Origin of the sequence: Sphingomonas rosea (genome assembly GCF_039538065.1) — a bacterium.
GTDB classification, from domain to species: Bacteria; Pseudomonadota; Alphaproteobacteria; order Sphingomonadales; family Sphingomonadaceae; genus Sphingomicrobium; species Sphingomicrobium rosea.
In genome coordinates this window covers 2,102,347-2,121,516 of record NZ_BAABBR010000001.1, presented here as the reverse complement: position 1 = coordinate 2,121,516, position 19,170 = coordinate 2,102,347, and the positions used below count along the sequence as shown (strand labels likewise).

The 19,170-nt window shown below is 68.0% G+C and carries 17 protein-coding genes; 6 read left to right on the top strand and 11 right to left on the bottom strand.

The features are described from left to right. Nucleotides 1-9 precede the first annotated feature (9 nt). The 3 genes from carB to carA are packed head-to-tail and all read right to left on the bottom strand — an operon-like array spanning nucleotide 10 to nucleotide 4,883. Nucleotides 10-3,345, bottom strand: coding sequence for a carbamoyl-phosphate synthase large subunit (gene carB, locus ABD693_RS10430; protein WP_344696999.1), 3,336 nt, complete (start codon nucleotides 3,343-3,345; stop codon nucleotides 10-12). After that, nucleotides 3,346-3,723, bottom strand: coding sequence for a hypothetical protein (locus tag ABD693_RS10425; RefSeq protein ID WP_344696998.1), 378 nt, complete (start codon nucleotides 3,721-3,723; stop codon nucleotides 3,346-3,348). Then, nucleotides 3,720-4,883, bottom strand: coding sequence for a glutamine-hydrolyzing carbamoyl-phosphate synthase small subunit (gene carA, locus ABD693_RS10420; protein ID WP_344696997.1), 1,164 nt, complete (start codon nucleotides 4,881-4,883; stop codon nucleotides 3,720-3,722). The genes ABD693_RS10425 and carA overlap by 4 nt, the downstream gene beginning before the upstream one ends. Before the next feature lie 110 nt (nucleotides 4,884-4,993). On the opposite strand from carA, the gene ABD693_RS10415 reads away from it, so the two are divergent. The 4 genes from ABD693_RS10415 (at nucleotide 4,994) to rpoD (ending at nucleotide 9,847) form a co-directional block, all read left to right on the top strand. After that, entirely contained in the window at nucleotides 4,994-5,452 is a 459-nt protein-coding gene (locus tag ABD693_RS10415; RefSeq protein WP_344696996.1) for a GatB/YqeY domain-containing protein, read from the top strand. A gap of 63 nt (nucleotides 5,453-5,515) precedes the next feature. Beyond that, nucleotides 5,516-5,917 carry an endonuclease domain-containing protein gene (locus ABD693_RS10410; protein ID WP_344696995.1) on the top strand — a complete coding sequence of 134 codons (402 nt, stop codon included), beginning with the start codon at nucleotides 5,516-5,518 and terminating at the stop codon, nucleotides 5,915-5,917. A gap of 6 nt (nucleotides 5,918-5,923) precedes the next feature. Continuing rightward, a complete protein-coding gene (dnaG, locus tag ABD693_RS10405; RefSeq protein ID WP_344696994.1) occupies nucleotides 5,924-7,795 on the top strand; it encodes a DNA primase in 1,872 nt (623 codons plus the stop codon). 12 nt (nucleotides 7,796-7,807) lie between these two features. Beyond that, nucleotides 7,808-9,847 (top strand): RNA polymerase sigma factor RpoD, encoded by a 2,040-nt coding sequence (rpoD, locus tag ABD693_RS10400; RefSeq protein ID WP_344696993.1) that lies wholly within the window; start codon nucleotides 7,808-7,810, stop codon nucleotides 9,845-9,847. 42 nt (nucleotides 9,848-9,889) lie between these two features. Here the strand turns inward: rpoD and ABD693_RS10395 are convergent, their stop codons facing one another. From ABD693_RS10395 to ABD693_RS10380, 4 genes are all read right to left on the bottom strand, one after another. Further along, entirely contained in the window at nucleotides 9,890-10,321 is a 432-nt protein-coding gene (locus ABD693_RS10395; RefSeq protein ID WP_344696992.1) for a BLUF domain-containing protein, read from the bottom strand. Between the two features lie 147 nt (nucleotides 10,322-10,468). Then, entirely contained in the window at nucleotides 10,469-11,254 is a 786-nt protein-coding gene (locus ABD693_RS10390; protein WP_344696991.1) for an RES family NAD+ phosphorylase, read from the bottom strand. A gap of 93 nt (nucleotides 11,255-11,347) precedes the next feature. Next, nucleotides 11,348-11,761, bottom strand: a complete 414-nt coding sequence (locus tag ABD693_RS10385; RefSeq protein ID WP_344696990.1) for an MbcA/ParS/Xre antitoxin family protein — start codon at nucleotides 11,759-11,761, stop codon at nucleotides 11,348-11,350. A 319-nt stretch (nucleotides 11,762-12,080) separates the two neighbouring features. Beyond that, nucleotides 12,081-13,694: an alkaline phosphatase family protein gene (locus ABD693_RS10380; RefSeq protein WP_344696989.1), complete on the bottom strand. Its 1,614-nt coding sequence runs from the start codon at nucleotides 13,692-13,694 to the stop codon at nucleotides 12,081-12,083. Nucleotides 13,695-13,795: 101 nt separating this feature from the next. Between ABD693_RS10380 and ABD693_RS10375 the strand changes: the two genes are divergently transcribed. Next, the gene (locus ABD693_RS10375; protein ID WP_344696988.1) at nucleotides 13,796-14,596 is read left to right on the top strand and encodes a hypothetical protein; all 801 of its coding nucleotides are present in this window, start codon (nucleotides 13,796-13,798) and stop codon (nucleotides 14,594-14,596) included. On the opposite strand, the gene gatB is transcribed toward ABD693_RS10375, so the two are convergent. The 4 genes from gatB to ABD693_RS10355 all read right to left on the bottom strand — a co-directional run bounded on the left by gatB (nucleotide 14,597) and on the right by ABD693_RS10355 (nucleotide 18,499). Then, nucleotides 14,597-16,072 (bottom strand): Asp-tRNA(Asn)/Glu-tRNA(Gln) amidotransferase subunit GatB, encoded by a 1,476-nt coding sequence (gene gatB, locus ABD693_RS10370; RefSeq protein ID WP_344696987.1) that lies wholly within the window; start codon nucleotides 16,070-16,072, stop codon nucleotides 14,597-14,599. Next, complete coding sequence (gene gatA, locus ABD693_RS10365; RefSeq protein WP_344696986.1) at nucleotides 16,072-17,553, bottom strand: Asp-tRNA(Asn)/Glu-tRNA(Gln) amidotransferase subunit GatA; 1,482 nt, start codon at nucleotides 17,551-17,553, stop codon at nucleotides 16,072-16,074. The genes gatB and gatA overlap by 1 nt, the downstream gene beginning before the upstream one ends. Further along, on the bottom strand, nucleotides 17,553-17,855 hold the full coding sequence (gatC, locus tag ABD693_RS10360) for an Asp-tRNA(Asn)/Glu-tRNA(Gln) amidotransferase subunit GatC (protein WP_344696985.1): 303 nt from the start codon (nucleotides 17,853-17,855) through the stop codon (nucleotides 17,553-17,555). The genes gatA and gatC overlap by 1 nt, the downstream gene beginning before the upstream one ends. Before the next feature lie 62 nt (nucleotides 17,856-17,917). Next, nucleotides 17,918-18,499 (bottom strand): hypothetical protein, encoded by a 582-nt coding sequence (locus ABD693_RS10355; RefSeq protein ID WP_344696984.1) that lies wholly within the window; start codon nucleotides 18,497-18,499, stop codon nucleotides 17,918-17,920. A 98-nt stretch (nucleotides 18,500-18,597) separates the two neighbouring features. Between ABD693_RS10355 and ABD693_RS10350 the strand changes: the two genes are divergently transcribed. Next, the gene (locus tag ABD693_RS10350; protein ID WP_344696983.1) at nucleotides 18,598-19,131 is read left to right on the top strand and encodes a DUF4334 domain-containing protein; all 534 of its coding nucleotides are present in this window, start codon (nucleotides 18,598-18,600) and stop codon (nucleotides 19,129-19,131) included. Nucleotides 19,132-19,170: the final 39 nt, after the last annotated feature.

The following is a 19,170-nucleotide window of genomic DNA, read 5'->3' as shown; positions in this document are numbered from 1 at the left end:
GGGAGGGATTTATACGCGGGCGGAATAATAGGACTGCAAGGACCGGACTTCAAGCGAGCGGCCCCGCGCCGCCCGGATCGCCCGCGCCATCGCCTGTGCCGCCGCCACCGTGGTGACGTAGGGCACCTTGCGATTGAGCGCGGTGGCGCGGATCGACTGGCTGTCCTTGAGGCTCTGCCAGCCCTCGGTCGTGTTGAAGACGAGGCTCACCCCGCCATCGACGATCCGGTCGACGATGTGCGGCCGCCCCTGCGCCACCTTGTTGACCTTGGTGACCTTCAGGCCGCGCGCGGCGAGATGGTCGTGCGTGCCGCCGGTCGCGACCACCTCGAAGCCGAGGTCGAGCATCGCCTCGACCGCGGGCACGATCGCGTCCTTGTCGCTGTCCTTGACCGAGACGAACAGGGTCCCTTCCTGCGGCATCGTGGTGCCGGCGCCGATCTGGCTCTTGGCGAAGGCCATTTCGAAATCGGCCGCGATTCCCATGACTTCGCCGGTCGACTTCATTTCCGGTCCGAGGACCGGGTCGGTGCCGGGGAAGCGCGCGAAGGGGAAGACGCTCTCCTTGACCGCGACATGGGCGATCGCCCGGTCGATCGTCGGCAGGTCGCCCAGTAACGCGCCCGCCATCACCCGCGCCGCGATCTTCGCGACCGGGGTGCCGATCGCCTTGGCGGTGAAGGGCACGGTCCGGCTCGCCCGCGGATTGACCTCGATGAGATACAGTTCGCCGTCCTTCACCGCATATTGGACGTTCATCAGCCCCTTGACCTTGAGCGCCAGCGCGAGCGCCTCGGTCTGCCGCTCGATCTCGGCGATGATCGCCTGGCCGAGGCTGTGCGGCGGGATCGAGCAGGCGCTATCGCCCGAATGGACGCCGGCTTCCTCGATATGCTCGAGCACGCCCGCGAGCACGACCGTCTCGCCGTCGCAGATCGCGTCGACATCGACCTCGGTCGCGTCGCGCAGGTACCGGTCGACCAGCACCGGGCTCTCGCCCGACACCTGGACCGCGGTGGCGATATAATGTTCGAGCTGCGCCGGGCCGTCGACGATTTCCATCGCCCGCCCGCCGAGCACGTAGCTCGGCCGCAGCAGCACCGGATAACCGATCCGCTCGGCGACCTTGAGCGCTTCCTCGCGGCTGCGCGCGATTCCGTTCTCGGGCTGCTTGAGGCCGAGGCGATTGACCAGCGCCGCGAACCGCTCGCGGTCTTCGGCGAGGTCGATCGAGTCCGGGCTCGTCCCGAGGATCGGGATTCCCGCTTTCTGCAGGCCCGCGGCGAGCTTCAGGGGCGTCTGCCCGCCCAGCTGCACGATCACCCCGACAAGTTCGCCCTTCTCCGCTTCGCGCGTGACGATCTCGAGGACGTCCTCCTGCGTCAGCGGCTCGAAATAGAGCCGGTCTGACGTGTCGGGATCGGTCGAGACGGTCTCGGGGTTGCAGTTGACCATGATCGTCTCGAAGCCCGCATCACGCAGCGCGAAGGCCGCGTGGCAGCAGCAATAATCGAATTCGATCCCTTGCCCGATCCGGTTGGGACCGCCGCCGAGGATCACGATCTTACGCTTGTCCGAAATCTCCGCCTCGTCCTCGGGCTCGCCGAACAGGGGCGCCTCGTAGGTCGAATAGAGATAGGGCGTCGAGGCATCGAACTCGGCCGCGCAACTGTCGATCCGCTTGTAGACCGGGCGCACGCCGAGCTTCAGCCGGTGGCTGCGAACCTCGTCCTCGGTCACCCCGCCGGTCATCGCGCGCATCGCCTCGTGGACGATCCCACCACCGCGCGCCTGCATCTCGCTCATGCCGCGGTGCATGCCGGTCGAGCGCAGCGACAATTGCGCCAGCCGCGAGTCGGAGAAGCCCATCGCCTTCAGCCGCCGCATGCCGGCGGCGTCGTTGGGCAGGCCATAAGCGCGGACCTGGCCCTCGGCGCGGACGATCTCGGCCAGCCGCTCGAGGAACCAGGGATCGAAGCCGGCAATGGCATTGATCCGCTCGACGCTGAGCCCATGGCGCAGCGCCTCGGCCGCGACCAGCAGCCGGTCGGGGGTCGCCACCGCCAGCGCGGCCTCGATCTCCTCGGGCGCCGCATTCTCGAGGTGCCGCACGCGGTCCAGCCCGCACAGCCCGATCTCGAGACCGCGCAGCGCCTTCTGCAGGCTTTCGCCGAAGCTGCGGCCGATCGCCATCACCTCGCCGACCGACTTCATCGCGGTCGACAGCTCGACCTTCGATCCGGCGAACTTCTCGAAGGTGAAGCGCGGGATCTTGGTCACCACGTAATCGATCGTCGGCTCGAAGCTCGCCGGGGTCGCACCGCCGGTGATGTCGTTGGCGATCTCGTCCAATGTGTAGCCGACCGCGAGCTTGGCCGCGACCTTGGCGATCGGGAAGCCGGTCGCCTTCGACGCCAGCGCCGACGAACGCGACACGCGCGGATTCATCTCGATCACGACCATCCGCCCGGTCTTGGGATCGACTGCGAACTGGACGTTCGAACCGCCTGTTTCGACACCGATTTCGCGCAGCACGGCGATGCTCGCCGAGCGCATCCGCTGATATTCCTTGTCGGTCAGCGTCAGCGCCGGCGCGACGGTGATCGAGTCGCCCGTATGCACGCCCATCGGGTCGACATTCTCGATCGAGCAGATGATGATGGCGTTGTCGGCGCGGTCGCGCACGACTTCCATCTCATATTCCTTCCACCCGACCAGGCTCTCGTCGATCAGCACCTCGGTCGTCGGCGAGGCCTCGAGCCCCGACTTCACGATCTCGAGATATTCCTCGCGGTTGTAGGCGATGCCGCCGCCGGTGCCGCCCAGCGTAAAGCTCGGCCGGATCACCACCGGCAAGCCGATCGTGTCGAGCACGCCGAGCGCCTCCTCGACCGAGTGGATCACCGCGCTCTTGGGGCTTTCGAGCCCGATCGCGTCCATCGCGTCGCGGAATTGCTGCCGGTCCTCGGCCTTCTCGATCGCCGCCGCATTGGCCCCGATCAGCTCGACCCCCAGCCGGTCGAGCGTCCCGTCCTTGTAGAGCGACAGCGCGGTGTTGAGCGCGGTCTGCCCGCCCATCGTCGGCAGCAAAGCGTCAGGCTTCTCCGCCTCGATGATCCGCGCGACCACTTCGGGCGTGATCGGCTCGATATAGGTCGCGTCGGCGAGCTCGGGATCGGTCATGATCGTCGCCGGGTTCGAATTGACGACGATGACGCGGTAGCCCTCGGCCTTCAGCGCCTTGACCGCCTGGCTGCCCGAATAATCGAACTCCGCGGCCTGCCCGATGACGATGGGGCCGGCGCCGATGATGAGGATGGAGGAGATGTCGGTGCGGCGGGGCATTTAGGCTGTTCTCACTTCCAAAGGTTCTTCGGTGAGGATCGTTGCTTGGCATTTGGGGCAGCGGTTCGGGATCCGGTTCAACATGCCCACTGTGTCCGGCTCTCCAGTCCAGCTATCCCCATGTTCGATGGAGCCTGAACCGCGATACCTCCGAAGCAGATTGTAGTTGCATCGCCAGCAGCCAAGACCGGCCGCCGGGATGATGAACGGCGCCGCGACAATCATGCCCGCCACCATGATGGCCGGCCTCTGCAAGAAAAGAGCAGCGAGAAATGCCCCGACGAGCAGGACCTGCAAGGCGAGCATGAGTCTGCTGCCGAGGAAACGCGCGGCGTAACGGTAACGCCAATGGTCAGGCCCAGTGAGCTTGAAGCTCACCGCATCATCCCCACGAACCGCTGGAACAGATAGAAACTATCCTGCGGCCCCGGGCTCGCCTCGGGGTGATATTGCACGCTGAACGCCGGCCGGTCCTGAAGCTCGATCCCGCAATTGGACCCGTCGAACAGCGACACATGCGTCTCGCGCACGTTGTCGGGCATCCCCTCGCGCTCGACTGCGAAACCGTGGTTCATGGATGTGATCTCGACCGCGCCGTCGGCGAGGCGCTTGACCGGGTGGTTGGCCCCGCGATGGCCTTGGAACATCTTGCTCGTCCGGCCGCCGACCGCGAGCGCGAGGAGCTGGTGGCCGAGGCAGATACCGAACAGCGGCCGCTTCGTTTCAAGCATCTGGCGGATGACGGGGATCGCATACTCCCCCGTCGCCGCCGGATCGCCCGGCCCGTTCGACAGGAAGAAGCCGTCGGGCTCGTGCGCCATGACGTCTTCGAAGCTCGCGGTCGCCGGCAGGATCGTCACCCGCGCACCCGCCTCGACGAGATTGCGGAAGATGTTGCGCTTGGCGCCGTAATCGATCGCGACGACGTGGGGGCGGTCCGCTTCCGCGCCCTTGTCGGCATAGCCGAGCGCGATCTCCCACTTGCCGCCCGACCAGGTGCTGAGCTGCTCGCAACTCACGTCCTTCGCGAGGTCCATCCCCTCGAGCCCCGGCCATTCCGCCGCCATCTTCACCAGCGCCGGAATATCGAACTTGCCCTCGGCGTCATGCGCGATGACCACCGTCGGCGGCCCCTCGCGCCGAACCAGCTTCGTCAGCGCCCGCGTGTCGACGCCCGACAGCCCGATCCGCCCGTGCTTCGCCATCCAGGCCGGAAAGTCGACCGTCGCCCGGAAGTTGCTCGGTCCGGTCACCGCCTCGCGCACGATCGCGCCCACCGCATGGGGATCGTCGGCCTCGACGTCCTCGTCGTTGGCGCCGACGTTGCCGATGTGCGGGAAGGTGAAGCAGACCACCTGCCGCGCGAAGGAGGGATCGGTCATCACCTCCTGATAGCCGGTCATGGCGGTGTGGAAGCACAGCTCGGCGACCTCGGCCCCTTCAGCGCCGAACCCCCTGCCCCAGATCACGCGGCCGTCGGCAAAGACGAGGGCGCCGGTGGCTCCGGCGGGCGCAGCATCGGGCGCAGGATTGGCCATCGGGCGGAGGGCTCCTCTTCGGGTCGGGACAACGATGTCGCTAAGCCGCCGCCGCTAGGGAAAAGCGTCCCGCTGGTCAACCGGCGCGCGAGCATTTAACGAGCGCCCCCATGATCCGCGACACCATCAAGACCGCCCTCGTCACCGCCATGAAAAGCGGCGACAAGCAGAGCACCGCCACCATCCGCCTGATCCAGAGCGCGATCAAGAACAAGGACATCGAACTGCGCACCGCCGCGGCGACAACCGACGACGACGCGGTCGTCACCGAGGTCCTCCAGAAGATGATCAAGCAGCGCCGCGAATCGGTGACCATGTACCGCCAGGGCAACCGCGAGGAGCTCGCCGCCCAGGAGGAAAGCGAGATCGCCGTCATCGAACGCTTCCTCCCCGCGCAGCTGTCGGACGAGGAGGCGCAGGCCAAGGTCAGGGAAATCGTCGCCGAACTGGGCGCCACGAGCATGAAGGACATGGGCCGCGTCATGGCCGCGGTGAAGGAACGGCTCGGCACCAGCATCGAACCGGCGCGCGCGAGCGGGCTGGTGAAGGGGGCGTTGAGCGGGGCCTAGCGCACGCTCACGCCTTCACCCCTCCCGCTTGCGGGAGGGGCCGGGGGTGGGCATTCTGACATGATGGCTGAGCGCACCGAACGCCCCACTCGCCGCGCTCGATACCTCCGCAACAACGCGACGGATGCCGAACGTCTCTTGTGGCGTCATCTCAGTCGCAGGCAGCTCGGCGGCCACAAGTTTTCGAGGCAAATGCCGGTAGGACCTTTCATTACTGACTTCCTTTGCCGCGAGCGTGGACTTGTCATCGAGCTCGATGGCGGACAGCATGCGGAGAGCGTTTCCGATACCATGCGGACCGAATTTCTTCGTTCCGAAGGCCTCACAGTCATGCGCTTCTGGAACCATGACGTGCTCGGCAACATGGATGGGGTACTGTCCGTGATCCTCGCCAAGCTCGACGGCCTGCCCTCCTGGTCCCGTCGCGCCCACCCCCAGCCCCTCCCGCAAGCGGGAGGGGAGTGAGGAGCCATGCTGACCCCCGCCTTCCTCGACGAGCTCCGCGCCCGCACGACGCTCAGCAGCGTCATCGCGCCGCATGTGAAGCTCACCCGCGCCGGGCGCGAGTGGAAGGCGTGCTGCCCGTTCCACAACGAGAAGACGCCGAGCTTCACCGTCAACGACGAAAAGCATTTCTACCATTGCTTCGGGTGCGGGGCGCATGGCGACGCGATCCGCTTCCTGACCGAGAACCGCGGCCTGCCCTTCATGGACGCGGTCAAGGAACTCGCCCAGGCCGCGAGCCTCGAAGTGCCCGCCGCCGACCCGCGCTCGCAGGAACGCGCCAAGCGCCAGGCAACGCTCCACGACGTCATGGCCGATGCCGCCGCCTGGTTCACCGAGCAGTTCGAGGGCCTCGATGGCGCCGAGGCCCGCGCCTACTGCCAGAAACGCGGAATCGGCGCGGGCGCGGTGAAGCGCTTCGGGATCGGCTTCGCCCCCGACCGCCGCAACGGCCTCAGGAAGGCGCTGGAACGCCATGGCGACGACAAGCTGGTCGAATGCGGCCTCCTGATCCGCGTCGAGGACGAGCCGAAGAAGGAGCCTTACGACCGCTTCCGGGGCCGCCTCATGATCCCGATCCGCGACCAGCGCGGGCGCGTGATCGGTTTCGGCGGGCGGATCCTTGGGACCGGCGAGCCCAAATATCTCAACTCCCCCGAGACCGTGCTCTTCGACAAGGGCTCCTCGCTCTATCACATCGACCGCGCCTCGCCCGCGTCGCGCCAGGCCCGCCGACTGATCGTGGTCGAGGGTTATATGGACGTGATCGGCCTCGACCGCGCCGGTATCGCCGAAGTGGTCGCCCCCAACGGCACCGCGCTGACCGAGCGCCAGCTCGAGCTGCTGTGGCGGATGGACCCCTCGCCCATCCTCTGCTTCGACGGCGACAAGGCCGGGGCCAAGGCCGCGATCCGCGCCGCGACGCGCGCCTTGCCCCTGCTCGGTCCCGAGCGCACCCTCTCCTTCGTCACCCTGCCCGAGGGCCAGGACCCCGACGACCTCGTCAACGCCGGCGGCCGCGATGCGGTGGAGGCGCTGCTTGGCCGGCCCGAGCCGCTCGTCGACCGCCTGTGGCGCCATGAGGTGGAAGCCTCGCCGCTGACCACCCCGGAGCAGCGCGCGGGGCTCAAGCAGCGGCTGGTCGACCATGCCGCCGCGATCGCCGATCGCTCGCTGTCACAGCTCTACCGCGAGGAGTGGATGGACCGCTTCTACGCGCTCAATCGCCGCGATCGCGGGACCGCCCCCGCCCCCACGCCGGGCCGCCCGTCCTCGCCAGGCCAGCGCCGCGGCGCGTGGGTCAGGGGCAAGGGCTTCGTGCCCCCCGAGCCCCCGCCCGGGGCCGAAGCGCGCGCGATCGGCGCCTCGGGGATCGACCCCTTCACCGCCCGCGCGCTCGCGGCGGGCCTCGCGGTCCATCCCGACCTCATCCTCGAGGAAGCCGAGCTCCTTGCCGCCCTCCCCTTCGCCGATCCCGCGGCCGAGGCGCTGAAGCAACGCCTCCTCTCCGCCGCGCTCCACGCCCCCGCCCTTGATTCGCGTGCACTCGCTCCCATCTTGGCGGACGAACGGACCGCGAAGCTCCTCGAAGAGATGCAGCGCGGTTCGGGCGTGGTCTTCTCCTTCAACCGCTCCGAGACCGATCCGGCGAAAGGCCGGGCCGATCTCAAGGCCGTGATCGAACTTCTCGCGGAAAAGCGGGAAATTTCGGCCGCCCTCGGACATGCCCGGCAACGCGCGATCGAGGGCGACGAACATGCGCCGGCGGACATGCTCCGGCTGGAGCGTGCGATCACCGAAGCGAACAGAAGACTGGCAGATTTCAGTATTATTGAATAAGCGCGAGCGCACATGGCCAAAGTAGAACCTCAGGACACCGACGATCAGGACGGCGGCGACGCCCCCCTCATCGATCTCAACGACGCTTCGGTGAAGAAGCTGATCGCGCGCGCCAAGAAGCGCGGGACGATCACCATCGACGAACTGAACGAGGCGCTGCCGCAGGACCAGATGTCCTCCGAGCAGATCGAGGACGTCATGTCGGCGCTGAACGACATGGGCGTGCAGATCGTCGAGAAGGAAGAAGGCTCGGACGACGAGGAATCGGACGAGGCCGAGGCGTCGAGCGACGACGAGGTCGATCCGCTCGACGACGGTGGCCCGCGCCCCGCCGCCGCGGTCAAGAAGGAGACGGTCGATCGCACCGACGATCCCGTCCGCATGTACCTGCGCGAGATGGGCGCGGTGGAGCTTCTCAGCCGCGAGGGCGAGATCGCCATCGCCAAGCGCATCGAGGCCGGCCGCGACACGATGATCTGGGGGCTGTGCGAAAGCCCGATCACCTTCAACGCCATCATCGAATGGTCGACCGCGCTGAACGAAGGCCGGATGCAGCTGCGCGAGATCCTCGATCTCGAGGCGATGCTGTCCAAGGGCCCCAGCGCCGAGCAGCTGAACGCCGCCGAGAATGACGAGGACGGCGACGGCGAAGTCACCGCCGCGGCCGCCGGCCCGACGCTCAAGGAAGAGGACGAGCCCGAATCGGCCCCTGCCGACGGCGACGACGAGGACGAGCTGCGCGAGAACCGCGCGCCCAAGCCCGCCGAAGAGGAAGAGGAGGACAACACCCTCAGCCTCGCGCAGATGGAGGAAACCCTCAAGCCGCAGGCGCTCGAACGGTTCGCCGCCATCACCGACCATTACAAGAAGTTCGCCAAGCTCCAGGACGCGCGCCTCGCCTGCATGGCCGCCGGCACGCCCTTCTCCCCCGCCAAGGAGAAGGAATATCAGAAGCTTCGCGAGCAGCTCACGGCCGAGGTCGAGAGCATGCAGTTCCACAATGCCAAGATCGAGTATCTGGTCGAGCAGCTCTACAGCTACAACCGGCGCCTGACCGCGCTGGGCGGCCAGATGCTGCGTCTTGCCGAGCGCCACCGCGTGCCGCGCAAGGCCTTCCTCGACAGCTACATGGGCCATGAGCTCGACGACAGCTGGCTCGACCGCGCGAGCACCATCGACAAGAAGTTCGCCGCCTTCGCCGCGGCCGAGCGCGACAGCGTCGACCGCATCCGCACCGAGATCGGCGAGATCGCCCAGGGCACCGGCATGGCGCTCAGCGAGTTCCGCCGGATCGTCAACCAGGTCCAGAAGGCCGAGCGCGAAGCGCGCATCGCCAAGAAGGAAATGGTCGAGGCGAACCTGCGCCTCGTCATTTCGATCGCGAAGAAATACACCAACCGCGGGCTGCAGTTCCTGGACCTCATCCAGGAAGGCAACATCGGGCTCATGAAGGCGGTCGACAAGTTCGAGTATCGCCGCGGCTACAAGTTCTCGACCTACGCCACCTGGTGGATCCGGCAGGCCATCACCCGCTCGATCGCCGACCAGGCGCGGACCATCCGAATCCCGGTCCACATGATCGAGACGATCAACAAGCTCGTCCGCACCAGCCGCCAGTTCCTCCACGAAACGGGCCGCGAGCCGACCCCGGAAGAGCTGGCCGAGCGCCTCTCGATGCCGCTCGAGAAGGTCCGCAAGGTGATGAAGATCGCCAAGGAGCCGATCAGCCTCGAGACCCCGATCGGCGACGAGGAAGACAGCCACCTCGGCGACTTCATCGAGGACAAGAACGCCGTCATCCCGGTCGACGCCGCGATCCAGGCCAACCTCAAGGAAACCGTCACCCGGGTCCTGGCGAGCCTCACCCCGCGCGAAGAACGCGTCCTGCGCATGCGCTTCGGCATCGGCATGAACACCGACCACACCCTCGAGGAAGTCGGCCAGCAGTTCAGCGTGACCCGCGAACGCATCCGCCAGATCGAAGCCAAGGCGCTGAGGAAGCTCAAGCACCCGAGCCGGTCACGGAAGATGCGCTCGTTCCTCGATCAATAAGGCGCGACTGATCCCGGCCGGGCGATGGTCCGGCCGGCCGCCTTATTCGACCAGCGAGAGGCTTGGCCCCGGCTTCGGTCGCCCTGGCCCCGGCCGCTGCAACCGCGCGAAAGCCGCGCGCAGCCCCCGCGGTCCCGCCGCTTCGAGCGCGCCGGCGGCGATCTCCTCGGGCGACCAGAACAACGAGCGCGGCTCGTCGTCGAGCATCGCCCAGTCGGGGAACATCCGCTCCTCGACCTCCTCGGTCAGCAGCAGACGGACGTCGTTGTGGCGATCGTCCTCGGCGATCCTGGCATAAAGCGCATCGATCGCCGCCGCCGGCCCCTCGATCAGTTGCAGGTACAGGTCATGCCGGCAAATCAGCGCACCGGTGATGTCGTCCCGCGGATTGTTGCGCCGCGCACTCATCAGGATTCCCGCCAGCATCGCCTTGTCGAACCCGAAGGGCTGCGAGCGATAGATCAGCTGCTTCATCGTCGTCCCACCCTCGTCCGCCGCGCCGAGCATGCAGGCTAACCCAAGCGCGCGGGCGGGCATAGGGGAAGCTCGAGCACCCGAGCCGCGCACGGAAGAGGCGGCGCTTGCTGGACCCGTGATCAGGCAAGCTTCTCGAGGATCATTTCAGTCTTGGCTTGCTTCCCGGTCTTTCGCGCCTGGGCGGTCGCAGGGACCTTGATCGATTTCGAGGTCTCGCCCCCACCGGCTGATTGCGACCCCCCAAACCTCCCGCGTCCCCGCGTCGCGCACATAGTCCACCCGCGCCCCGTCCCAGTGATAGTCGAGGTGCCGCGCTTGCACGGGCAACCCGCACAGGTCGGGCCAGAACAGCGCGAGGCACTCGCCGCCGTGCGCGCGGACGCTTGGCCACAGCAGTGCCTCCACCCCCGCCGCGCGGCGTTCCGCGCCATGGGCCTGGCTCGCGGCATAATCGTCGGGATCCAGCAAGTCCGCCCGCGCCTTCCCCACCACCTCGGCGCGCACCGTGACCGGCACCACCAGTTCGCGGAACTGGCTGGTCCAGCCGGCGGGCTCGCGGGTGCGCGCCATGAAGCGCTCGAAATGGTGGATGGTCTCGGCGAGCGCGGTCTCGAAGCTGTCGGCGAGATAGAGGAGGCCGAAGCTCCCGTCGCTCCACCGGCTCGGGCGATCGGTCGAGACATGGGTGAAGGGCGCCATGACGAGGCTCGCCCCCGGCCCCGCGACCCGCCGCTCGGGAGGTATCAAATCGAGCGCGCCGACGCTGGCCGCCAGCCGCGGATTGGTCTTGGCCTCGGCGGCGAGCAGCAGCGGCCAGTCGGCGGGGTCGGCGAGGTCCTCGAACAGGTCGATCGGCGGGAACAGGCTCCGGATGATCCGCCGCGCCGCCGGCCACTCGACCAGGCGGGTGCGGGGGGCGGCCCTAGCCATAAGACGTCACCCCGGACTTGATCCGGGGTCCACCTGCCTTGCCGGCGAAGACGGTGGATCCCGGCTCAAGGCCGGGACGACGGGAGCGAGCCCTCACCACCCGCCCCGCTCCGCGTCGAGATAGCGCCGCACGCGCATCAAGTCGGTGAGCTCGCCCCCGAGCATCACGCCGAGCGCGCTTGTCCCCCCGAACGCCGCGTTCGCCGCCTTGACCCAGGCATAGCCGCGCTGGGGATCGGTGAAGAGGATCCGCAGCGCCTTGTGGATTCCGAGCAGGTTCGAGAGCCGCGCCTTGGTGTCGCGCCCGAGCCGCGGCGGGCCGTCGGCCTTCCACCGGCGATAGGTGCGCACCGGCGTGTCGAGCAGCAGCGCGGCCTGTTCGTCGGTCACGCCCCAGTGGCCGAAGAGGGTCCGGACCGCCCGGAACGCCGCCTGCCCCTCCGCCTCGCTGATCGGTCCGGCGGCGGGCGGGGGATCGTTCGATTGGGGAACGAGCGATAGTGCCATGTGGACTTATGTAGGCCTCCAACTGCCAAATGGCAAGGTCAGGAGTTTGCCGCCGCTCGTTTGAGCTGAGCGAAGTCGAAGCACGCATGGCGCGACCCCTTCGACTTCGCTGACGGCGAATAACCGAATGGCGTCGCTTGCCAAGTAGGATTCGCCATGCTCAACTAACCGTAAAGGTTAGTACGGGCGCGTGATCATCAAGCAACGGAGGAACGAAAACACCCGCCGACCATCATGAAGCCGACAACATCGCCCGCGACCGCATCGCCCGAAAACGACTCGCCGACCCCAGGACCTTCGAGACCTTGTTCAGCTTCGCCTAGCGGCAGCGGGCGGCCTCGGTCCGGCAGATGCCGTCGACGCTGCCCTTCTCGATCGGCAGCCCGACCCAGCTTGCCAGCGTCGGCAGGATGTCGACCGTGTCGGCGGCGGTGCGCGGCGCGGCGGGCCTGGTGCCGGGGCGCCAGAAGATGATCGGCACGCGGCGGTCGTAGTCCCAGGGCGAACCGTGGCCCGCGACATAGCCGGTGCTGGGCTTCGGGATCGGCACCACGTGGCGCTTGAGGACGATCAGCAGATCGCCCGAGCGCGCCGGATCGAAGCTCGCGCGGAGGCGCTGGGGGACGGTCCACTTCGACGGGTCGCCGCTCGGCAGTGGCAACGCGCCGATCTCGCGAGCGGTGTAGGCCGCCTCGACCTGCGGGTGGGCGCGGGCGATGGCGAGCGCGCCGGTCTCGACCGTGCGTCGGTCGGCGGGCGACAGGCTCTTGTCGATCCACACGTCGCCGACCGAGCCGCCGAGCAGCACCGGCGCGGTGCGTCCGATCCGGCCGGCAAGCTGCTTGCCGATCGTCTCGACCGAGAAATTGGGGTCGAGCCGGGCGGCGTCGGCCATGCCCCCGGCGCGCAGGCGTTCGACGAGGTCGAGCCCGCCATGATCGGCGCTCAGGACCACGGCATAGTCGACCCGGCTCGCGTCGAGGGCGGCGAGGAAGCCCGCCAGCTCGCGGTCGAGGGCAAGCATCTGGAGGCACATCTCCTGCCCGCCCCAGCCGTAGCTGTGGCCGACATAGTCGGTGCCCGACAGGCTGAGGCTGAGGACGTCGGTGGCGGGGCCCTTGCCGAGCCCCATCTCGCCGACGAGGCCGAGCCCGATCGCCAGCGTCGCGCCGTCGATCTCGGGGCTGGCGCGGAAATTGCGGTTGTCGCCCGCGCCGCGCGCCAGCGTGCCGTTGCCGACGGTCAGTGTCGGGGTGACCTGGTAGGGGGTTGCGCGGGCCTGGCAGAGCGCGGGCGGCTCGAGCCCCGCGCGGGGCTGGGCGAAGGCGGCGGCGAAGGCCGGGCGGACGGCGGCGATGGTCCGCGGCACGGCGGCGGTCTTGAGGTCGGTGACCCAGTTCTTGCCGTCCCAGTACCAGCGCTGGTCGGCATTGTGCCCGCCCATCATGATCGCCGCGCGGTCCTTGCCGGCGACCGCGACGTTGCGGCTCTGGGGACTGAACGCCTTCAGCCGCTCGCCGAAGGTCGTGACCCGCAGGTGAAGCGGGCTCACGGTATAGGCCGACGAGGTCGATCCGGGCACGCGCTCGTCCTCGGCGCAATAGACCGTCTTGTCGGCCCGCGGCGCATTCTGGTCGGTCCAGTCGTTGGCGACGATCCCGGTGACGGCGGGATGGCGGCCGGTGAGCAGGGTCGAGTGGCCGGGGCAGGTCTCGGTCGCGGCGTGGCTCTGATAGCCGTTGGCGAAGGTGACGCCCCCGTCGGCGAGCCGCTTCAGCCCGCCGGTGAAGTGCGGCCGATAGGCCTCGAACAGGTCGCTCGAGAACTGGTCGATCGAGATGGCGACGATGAGCTTCGGCGGCTTGGCCGGCCCCTGCGCGGCGGCAGGAACGGCGACGAGGGAAGCGGCGGCGGCGAGGAGGAGGCTACGCATGGCCACCGGTCTAGCCGGATCGGCGGCGCAATCCAGTGTGCTCTTGCGGCTCGGCTCGCGCCCGCTCTAGGTTCGGCGGCATCGAGGTCAGGGGGTGCGTCATGATGATCGTCGGGTTGTTGCTGGCCGCGCAGGCGGCCACGCCGGTGCTGGCCGAGCCGAAGCTGCTCGAGGTCGAGTCCCGCTTCGCGGTGGTCGAGCCGCACGAAGGCGGCACCCGGACGATCCTCACCGGCGAGATGATCCTCGAGATCCCGATGCGCTGGCGGCAGGGCGCGACGCTTGCCGGTCCTGTCTCGCGGCAGTTCGGGAAACGAAGCTTCGCGGTCGCCGCAGGTGACGTGCTGGCGCGGACCCAGGTCACCTATCCGCAGCCCGGGTTCGAGCAGGCCATGACCTTCTGCCTGCCGCGCGCGACCTATGTCGGCAATCCTTTGTCCCGCGCGGTCTGGCGCAGCACCACCGACGGTCAGTTCTGCGTCATCGATCGCGACAACGACGGGTCGGTCGATCACTCGATGCTGCTCAACACCGGCGAACCAGCCGAGCGCCAGCCGCAGCCGCTGGCGGCCATTCGCTACACGCTCGAAGCCGGCCCCAAGGTCGGCCCGGGCGACCGCTTCAAGGTGCATTATAACGGCGGCGCCAATTTCCAGCTGTCGATGGAGCAAGGCGGCACCGAGCAGCCCTTCGCCTTCTTCCGCTACGAGGACGCGCGCGGGCGGCACGGCTTTGCCAGCACCATCAAGGGTCACAAGCAGCCCGACGGCACCTTCCTGGTCGAGCTGCCGGGGCGAAGCTTCGTCCTCAGCGAGGTCGACAAGGCCGCCCGGACGGCGCGGATCAGCTGGCAGCCCGTGACGGAGACAAGCGTGATCCCCGTCCCCGACGAGGTGCTGTAATCAGCCGAGCTTTGCCTTCAGCCGCTCGTTGACGACACCCGGGTTGGCCTTGCCGGCCATCGCCTTCATCGTCTGGCCGACGAAGAAGCCAAACAGCTGGACCTTGCCGTCCTTATACTGGGCGACCTTGTCGGCATTGGCGGCGAGGATCTTGTCGATCTCGGCGTCGATCGCGCCCGTGTCGCTGTTCTGCTTGAGACCCTCGCGCTCGACGATGGCCCCCGCGCCGTCACCGGTCTCGAGCATCTTCTCGAACACGGTCTTGGCGATGGTGCCGCTGATCGTGCCGTCGGCGACGAGGCCGAGAAGCTCGGCGGCCTGGGCGGGCGAGACGGGACAGTCGGCGATGTCCTTGCCGAGGCGATTGAGCGCGCCGAACAGCTCGGCATTCACCCAATTGGACGCCTGCTTGGGCTCCGCGCCCTGTTCGAGCAGCGCATCGAACCAGCGTGCGATTTCAACTTCGGCCGTCAGCACGCTCGCATTGTAGGCGGTGATCCCCGCCGCCTCGTAGCGCTGGCGCTTGGCATCCGGCAGTTCGGGCAGGCTGTCGCGGCACGCGTCGATGAAGGCGTCGTCGAGCTCGAGCGGGAGCAGGTCGGGATCGGGGAAGTAGCGATAGTCGTGCGCATCTTCCTTCGAGCGGAGCGAGCGGGTCTCGCCCTTGTCGGGATCGTAGAGGCGGGTTTCCTGGACGATCGCCCCGCCTTCCTCGAGCACCTCGATCTGGCGGCGGGCCTCGAGTTCGATCACTGCCTGCACGAAGCGGACGCTGTTCACGTTCTTCGTCTCGGTGCGGGTGCCGAACGGCTCGCCGGGCTTGCGGACCGAAACGTTGACGTCGGCGCGCATGGAGCCTTCCTCCATGTTGCCGTCGCACGAACCGACGTAGCGGAGGATGGCGCGCAGCTTGCGCAGATAGGCGCCAGCCTCGGCCGGCGAGCGCAGGTCGGGCTTGGAGACGATCTCCATCAGGGCGACGCCCGAGCGGTTCAAGTCGACATAGCTCATCGTCGGGTGCTGGTCGTGCATCAGCTTGCCGGCGTCCTGCTCGACGTGGATCCGCTCGACGCCGATGGTGCGCGCGCTGGCCGGGTCCTTCTCGTCGGTGAGGACAGTGATCGACCCCTCACCCACCAGCGGATGATAGAGCTGGCTGATCTGGTAGCCCTGCGGAAGGTCGGCGTAGAAATAGTTCTTGCGGTCGAAGCGCGACCATTTGTTGATCGTGGCATCAATCGCGAGCCCGGTACGGACCGCCTGGCGGATGCACTCCTTGTTCGGGATCGGGAGCATGCCGGGCATGGCCGCGTCGACGAGGCTGACCTGCGTGTTGGGCTCGGCGCCGAAAGCGGTCGCAGCGCCGCTGAACAGCTTCGCGTTGGAGGTCACCTGCGCGTGGACCTCGAGGCCGACCACGACCTCCCACTCGCCGGTTTCGCCCTTGATGCGATAGGGTGCGTTTGCGTCGGCCATTACCACCACTTCTCCGGACGGGCGCTGAAGCCCGCGCGTTCTTCGATTGCGAGGCCGGCGTTGAGGACGCCCTGCTCGTCCATTTCGCGGCCGATGAGATGCAGGCCGAGCGGCAGGCCCTGGCTGTCGAGGCCGCCGGGCACACTCATCGCCGGAAGGCCGGCGAGGCTGGCGGGAACGGCGAAGACGTCGTTCAGGTACATGGCGAGCGGATCGCTGGTCTTTTCCTTGAGACCGAAGGCCGCGCTCGGCGCGGTCGGGGTCAGGATCAGGTCGCACTTCTCGAAAGCTTCGGCGAAGTCGCGCTTGATCAGTGCGCGGACGCGCTGCGCCTTGGTGAAATAGGCGTCGTAGAAGCCGGCCGAGAGCACGTAGGTGCCGATCATGATGCGGCGCTTGACCTCGGCGCCGAAGCCGGCGGCGCGGGTCGCGGCATACATGGCGTCGAGATTGCCGCCCTCGGGCGCTTCGCGCAGGCCGTAGCGGACGCCGTCATAGCGGGCGAGGTTCGAGGACGCTTCGGCCGGCGCGATGATGTAATAGGTCGGCAGCGCGTATTTGGTGTGGGGAAGCGAAATCTCGACGATCGTCGCGCCCGCGTCCTTGAGCCAGGCGATGCCCTGGTCCCAAAGCGCGTTGATCTCGTCGGGGACGCCGTCGATCCGGTATTCCTTGGGGATGCCGATCCGCTTGCCCTTCAAATCGCTCGACAGTCCCTGCTCCCACGCGGGCACGGGGGCGTCGAGCGAGGTTGCGTCCTTGGGATCGAAGCCGCTCATCGATTCCAGGAGGATCGCGCAGTCGCGCACGGTGCGGCTCATCGGGCCGGCCTGGTCGAGCGACGAGGCGAAGCTGACGATGCCCCAGCGGCTGCAGCGGCCGTAGGTCGGCTTGATGCCGGTGATGCCGGTGAAGGCCGCGGGCTGGCGGATCGAGCCGCCGGTGTCGGTGCCGGTGACGCCGGGCGCGAGGCCCGCCGCGACCGCCGCCGCCGACCCGCCCGAGCTTCCGCCCGGGGTCAGCGCGGCATTGCCGCCATCGTTGCGCTTCCATGGGGAAATGACGGGGCCGTAGGCGCTGGTCTCGTTCGACGAGCCCATGGCGAATTCGTCCATGTTGAGCTTGCCGAGCATGCCGGCACCGTCGGCCCGAAGCTTGGCCGAGACCGTGCTTTCGTAGGGCGGCTTGAAGCCCTTGAGGATGTTCGAGCCCGAGGTCGTGTCGACGCCCTCGGTCGCGAACAGGTCCTTGATGCCGAGGGGCAAGCCCGAGAGCGGCTTCAGGTCGCCCGACTGGCGCGCAGCGTCGGCCTTGTCGGCGCAGGCGAGCGCATCCTCGGGGGTCTCGACCGTATAGGCGTTGAGCGCCTTCGACGCGGCCACCGCGGCGTTGAAGCTTGTCGCGATCTCGCGCGCGGAAAAGTCGCCGGCGCGGAAGCCGTCGCGGAGCTGCGTCAGCGTGAGGCTGGTGAGGTCGGCCACTATTCAATCACCTTGGGAACGGCGAAGAAGCCGTGCTGCGCGTCGGGGGCGTTGGCGAGCACCTTGTCGCGGACATTGCCGCCGGTGAGCGGATCGGCGTCGATGACGTCGTCGCGCAAGCGCAGTTTCTGGTCGATCACGGTGGCGAGGGGCTCGACCCCGCTGGTGTCGACCTCGCCCAGCTGGTCGACCCAGCCGAGGATGTTGTTGAGTTCGGGCACCAGCGCCTCGACTTCGGCGTCGCTCATGGCGAGGCGCGCAAGCTTGGCGACGTGCCGCACGGTGGCAGTATCGACGGACATGGCGCGGCGTTAGCGAGGGGGAGCCGAGGCTTCAACTCCCCCACGCTGACGCGGGCCGTGCCTTACTTGGGGCGACGGTCCTTGCGATTTTCGCGGCGGAGGTCGCGGCGGTCCTCGCGCTGGTCGCGGCGATAGTCCTGGCGGTCGTCGCGGCGGTCGGCGCGATACTGCTCGCGGGTCACCTGACCGCCCTGATAGGCCGCGCGGTCGTCGCGGCGCTCGACGCGATAGTCGCGGCGGTCGTCACGGCGCTCGGTCCGGTAGTTGCGATAGTTTTCGCGGACCGCCGGGTTCTGCGCGCGGATCGCGCGCTGCTGCTCCCAATAGCGACGCTGGGCGTCGTTGATCGGGTAGCGACGACGCTGGCGATCGTAGACGTAGGCGCCCTGGCCCGGATAATAGTAATTGTCGTACCAGCCGCCGTAGGGCGCAGCGTAACCGCCGTAAGGGCTGTAGCCGCCATAGCTGCCGTAGTTGCCGTAGCCACCGTAATAGGGGTCACCGTAGCCATAGCCGTAGCCGCTATTGTAGCCCGTGCCGACGCCGACCGAGACGCCGCTGTAAGGATCAATCCCGGCGCAGCCGCCGAGGGTCACGGCGCCAACGGCCGCCAGGGCAAGATTTCGTAACTGGAACAGGGACATGGATACGCTCCGATTGATCGCCCCCGATGGTACCACCTGACGCCCGCGCGCTTGAACGGCAGGTGAATTGCCCGGCGCCGGCTGATAGGGTGAGGGCCATGGATCCCGCCGCCCGCCTCGCCGCGCTGCTGCCCGCCTGCGATCGAGCCGAGGCCCTCGATCTTTACGACTCGCTGCCGGCGGTCAATCCGGCGGCGATGCTCGGTCAGTGGAAGGGCGAGGAGCTGGCGACGGGGCATGCCTATGACGGGCTGCTCGGCCCCTCGGGCTGGTGGGGCAAGGCCTTCCGCTCGGTCGACGACGTCGATCCCCTGGTGTTCGAGCGTGGCGGACGGCGTTTCGCGGGCAACCCGGGGCTGATGCCGCTTGGGCTGGTCGAGCGGATGCCGGGTCTCGCCAAGTCCGCCCCGAGCGCCGCGCTGTTCCGCTTGCTCTCGCCCTTGCTCAAGACGCGGAAACCGCGGGCACGGCTGCGGCCCGTCACCTATCGCGGGGTGACCTCGGCAGCGATGATCTACGACCAGCTGCCGATCGTCGACTGCTTCCGGCGCGTCGATGCCGACACCCTGCTCGGTGCGATGGACATTCGCGGGTTCGCCGATCCCTATTTCTTCGTGCTTCGGCGGGCCTGAAGCCTGCCTTGCGGGGGCGCGGCCCCTCCCCTAGGTCCG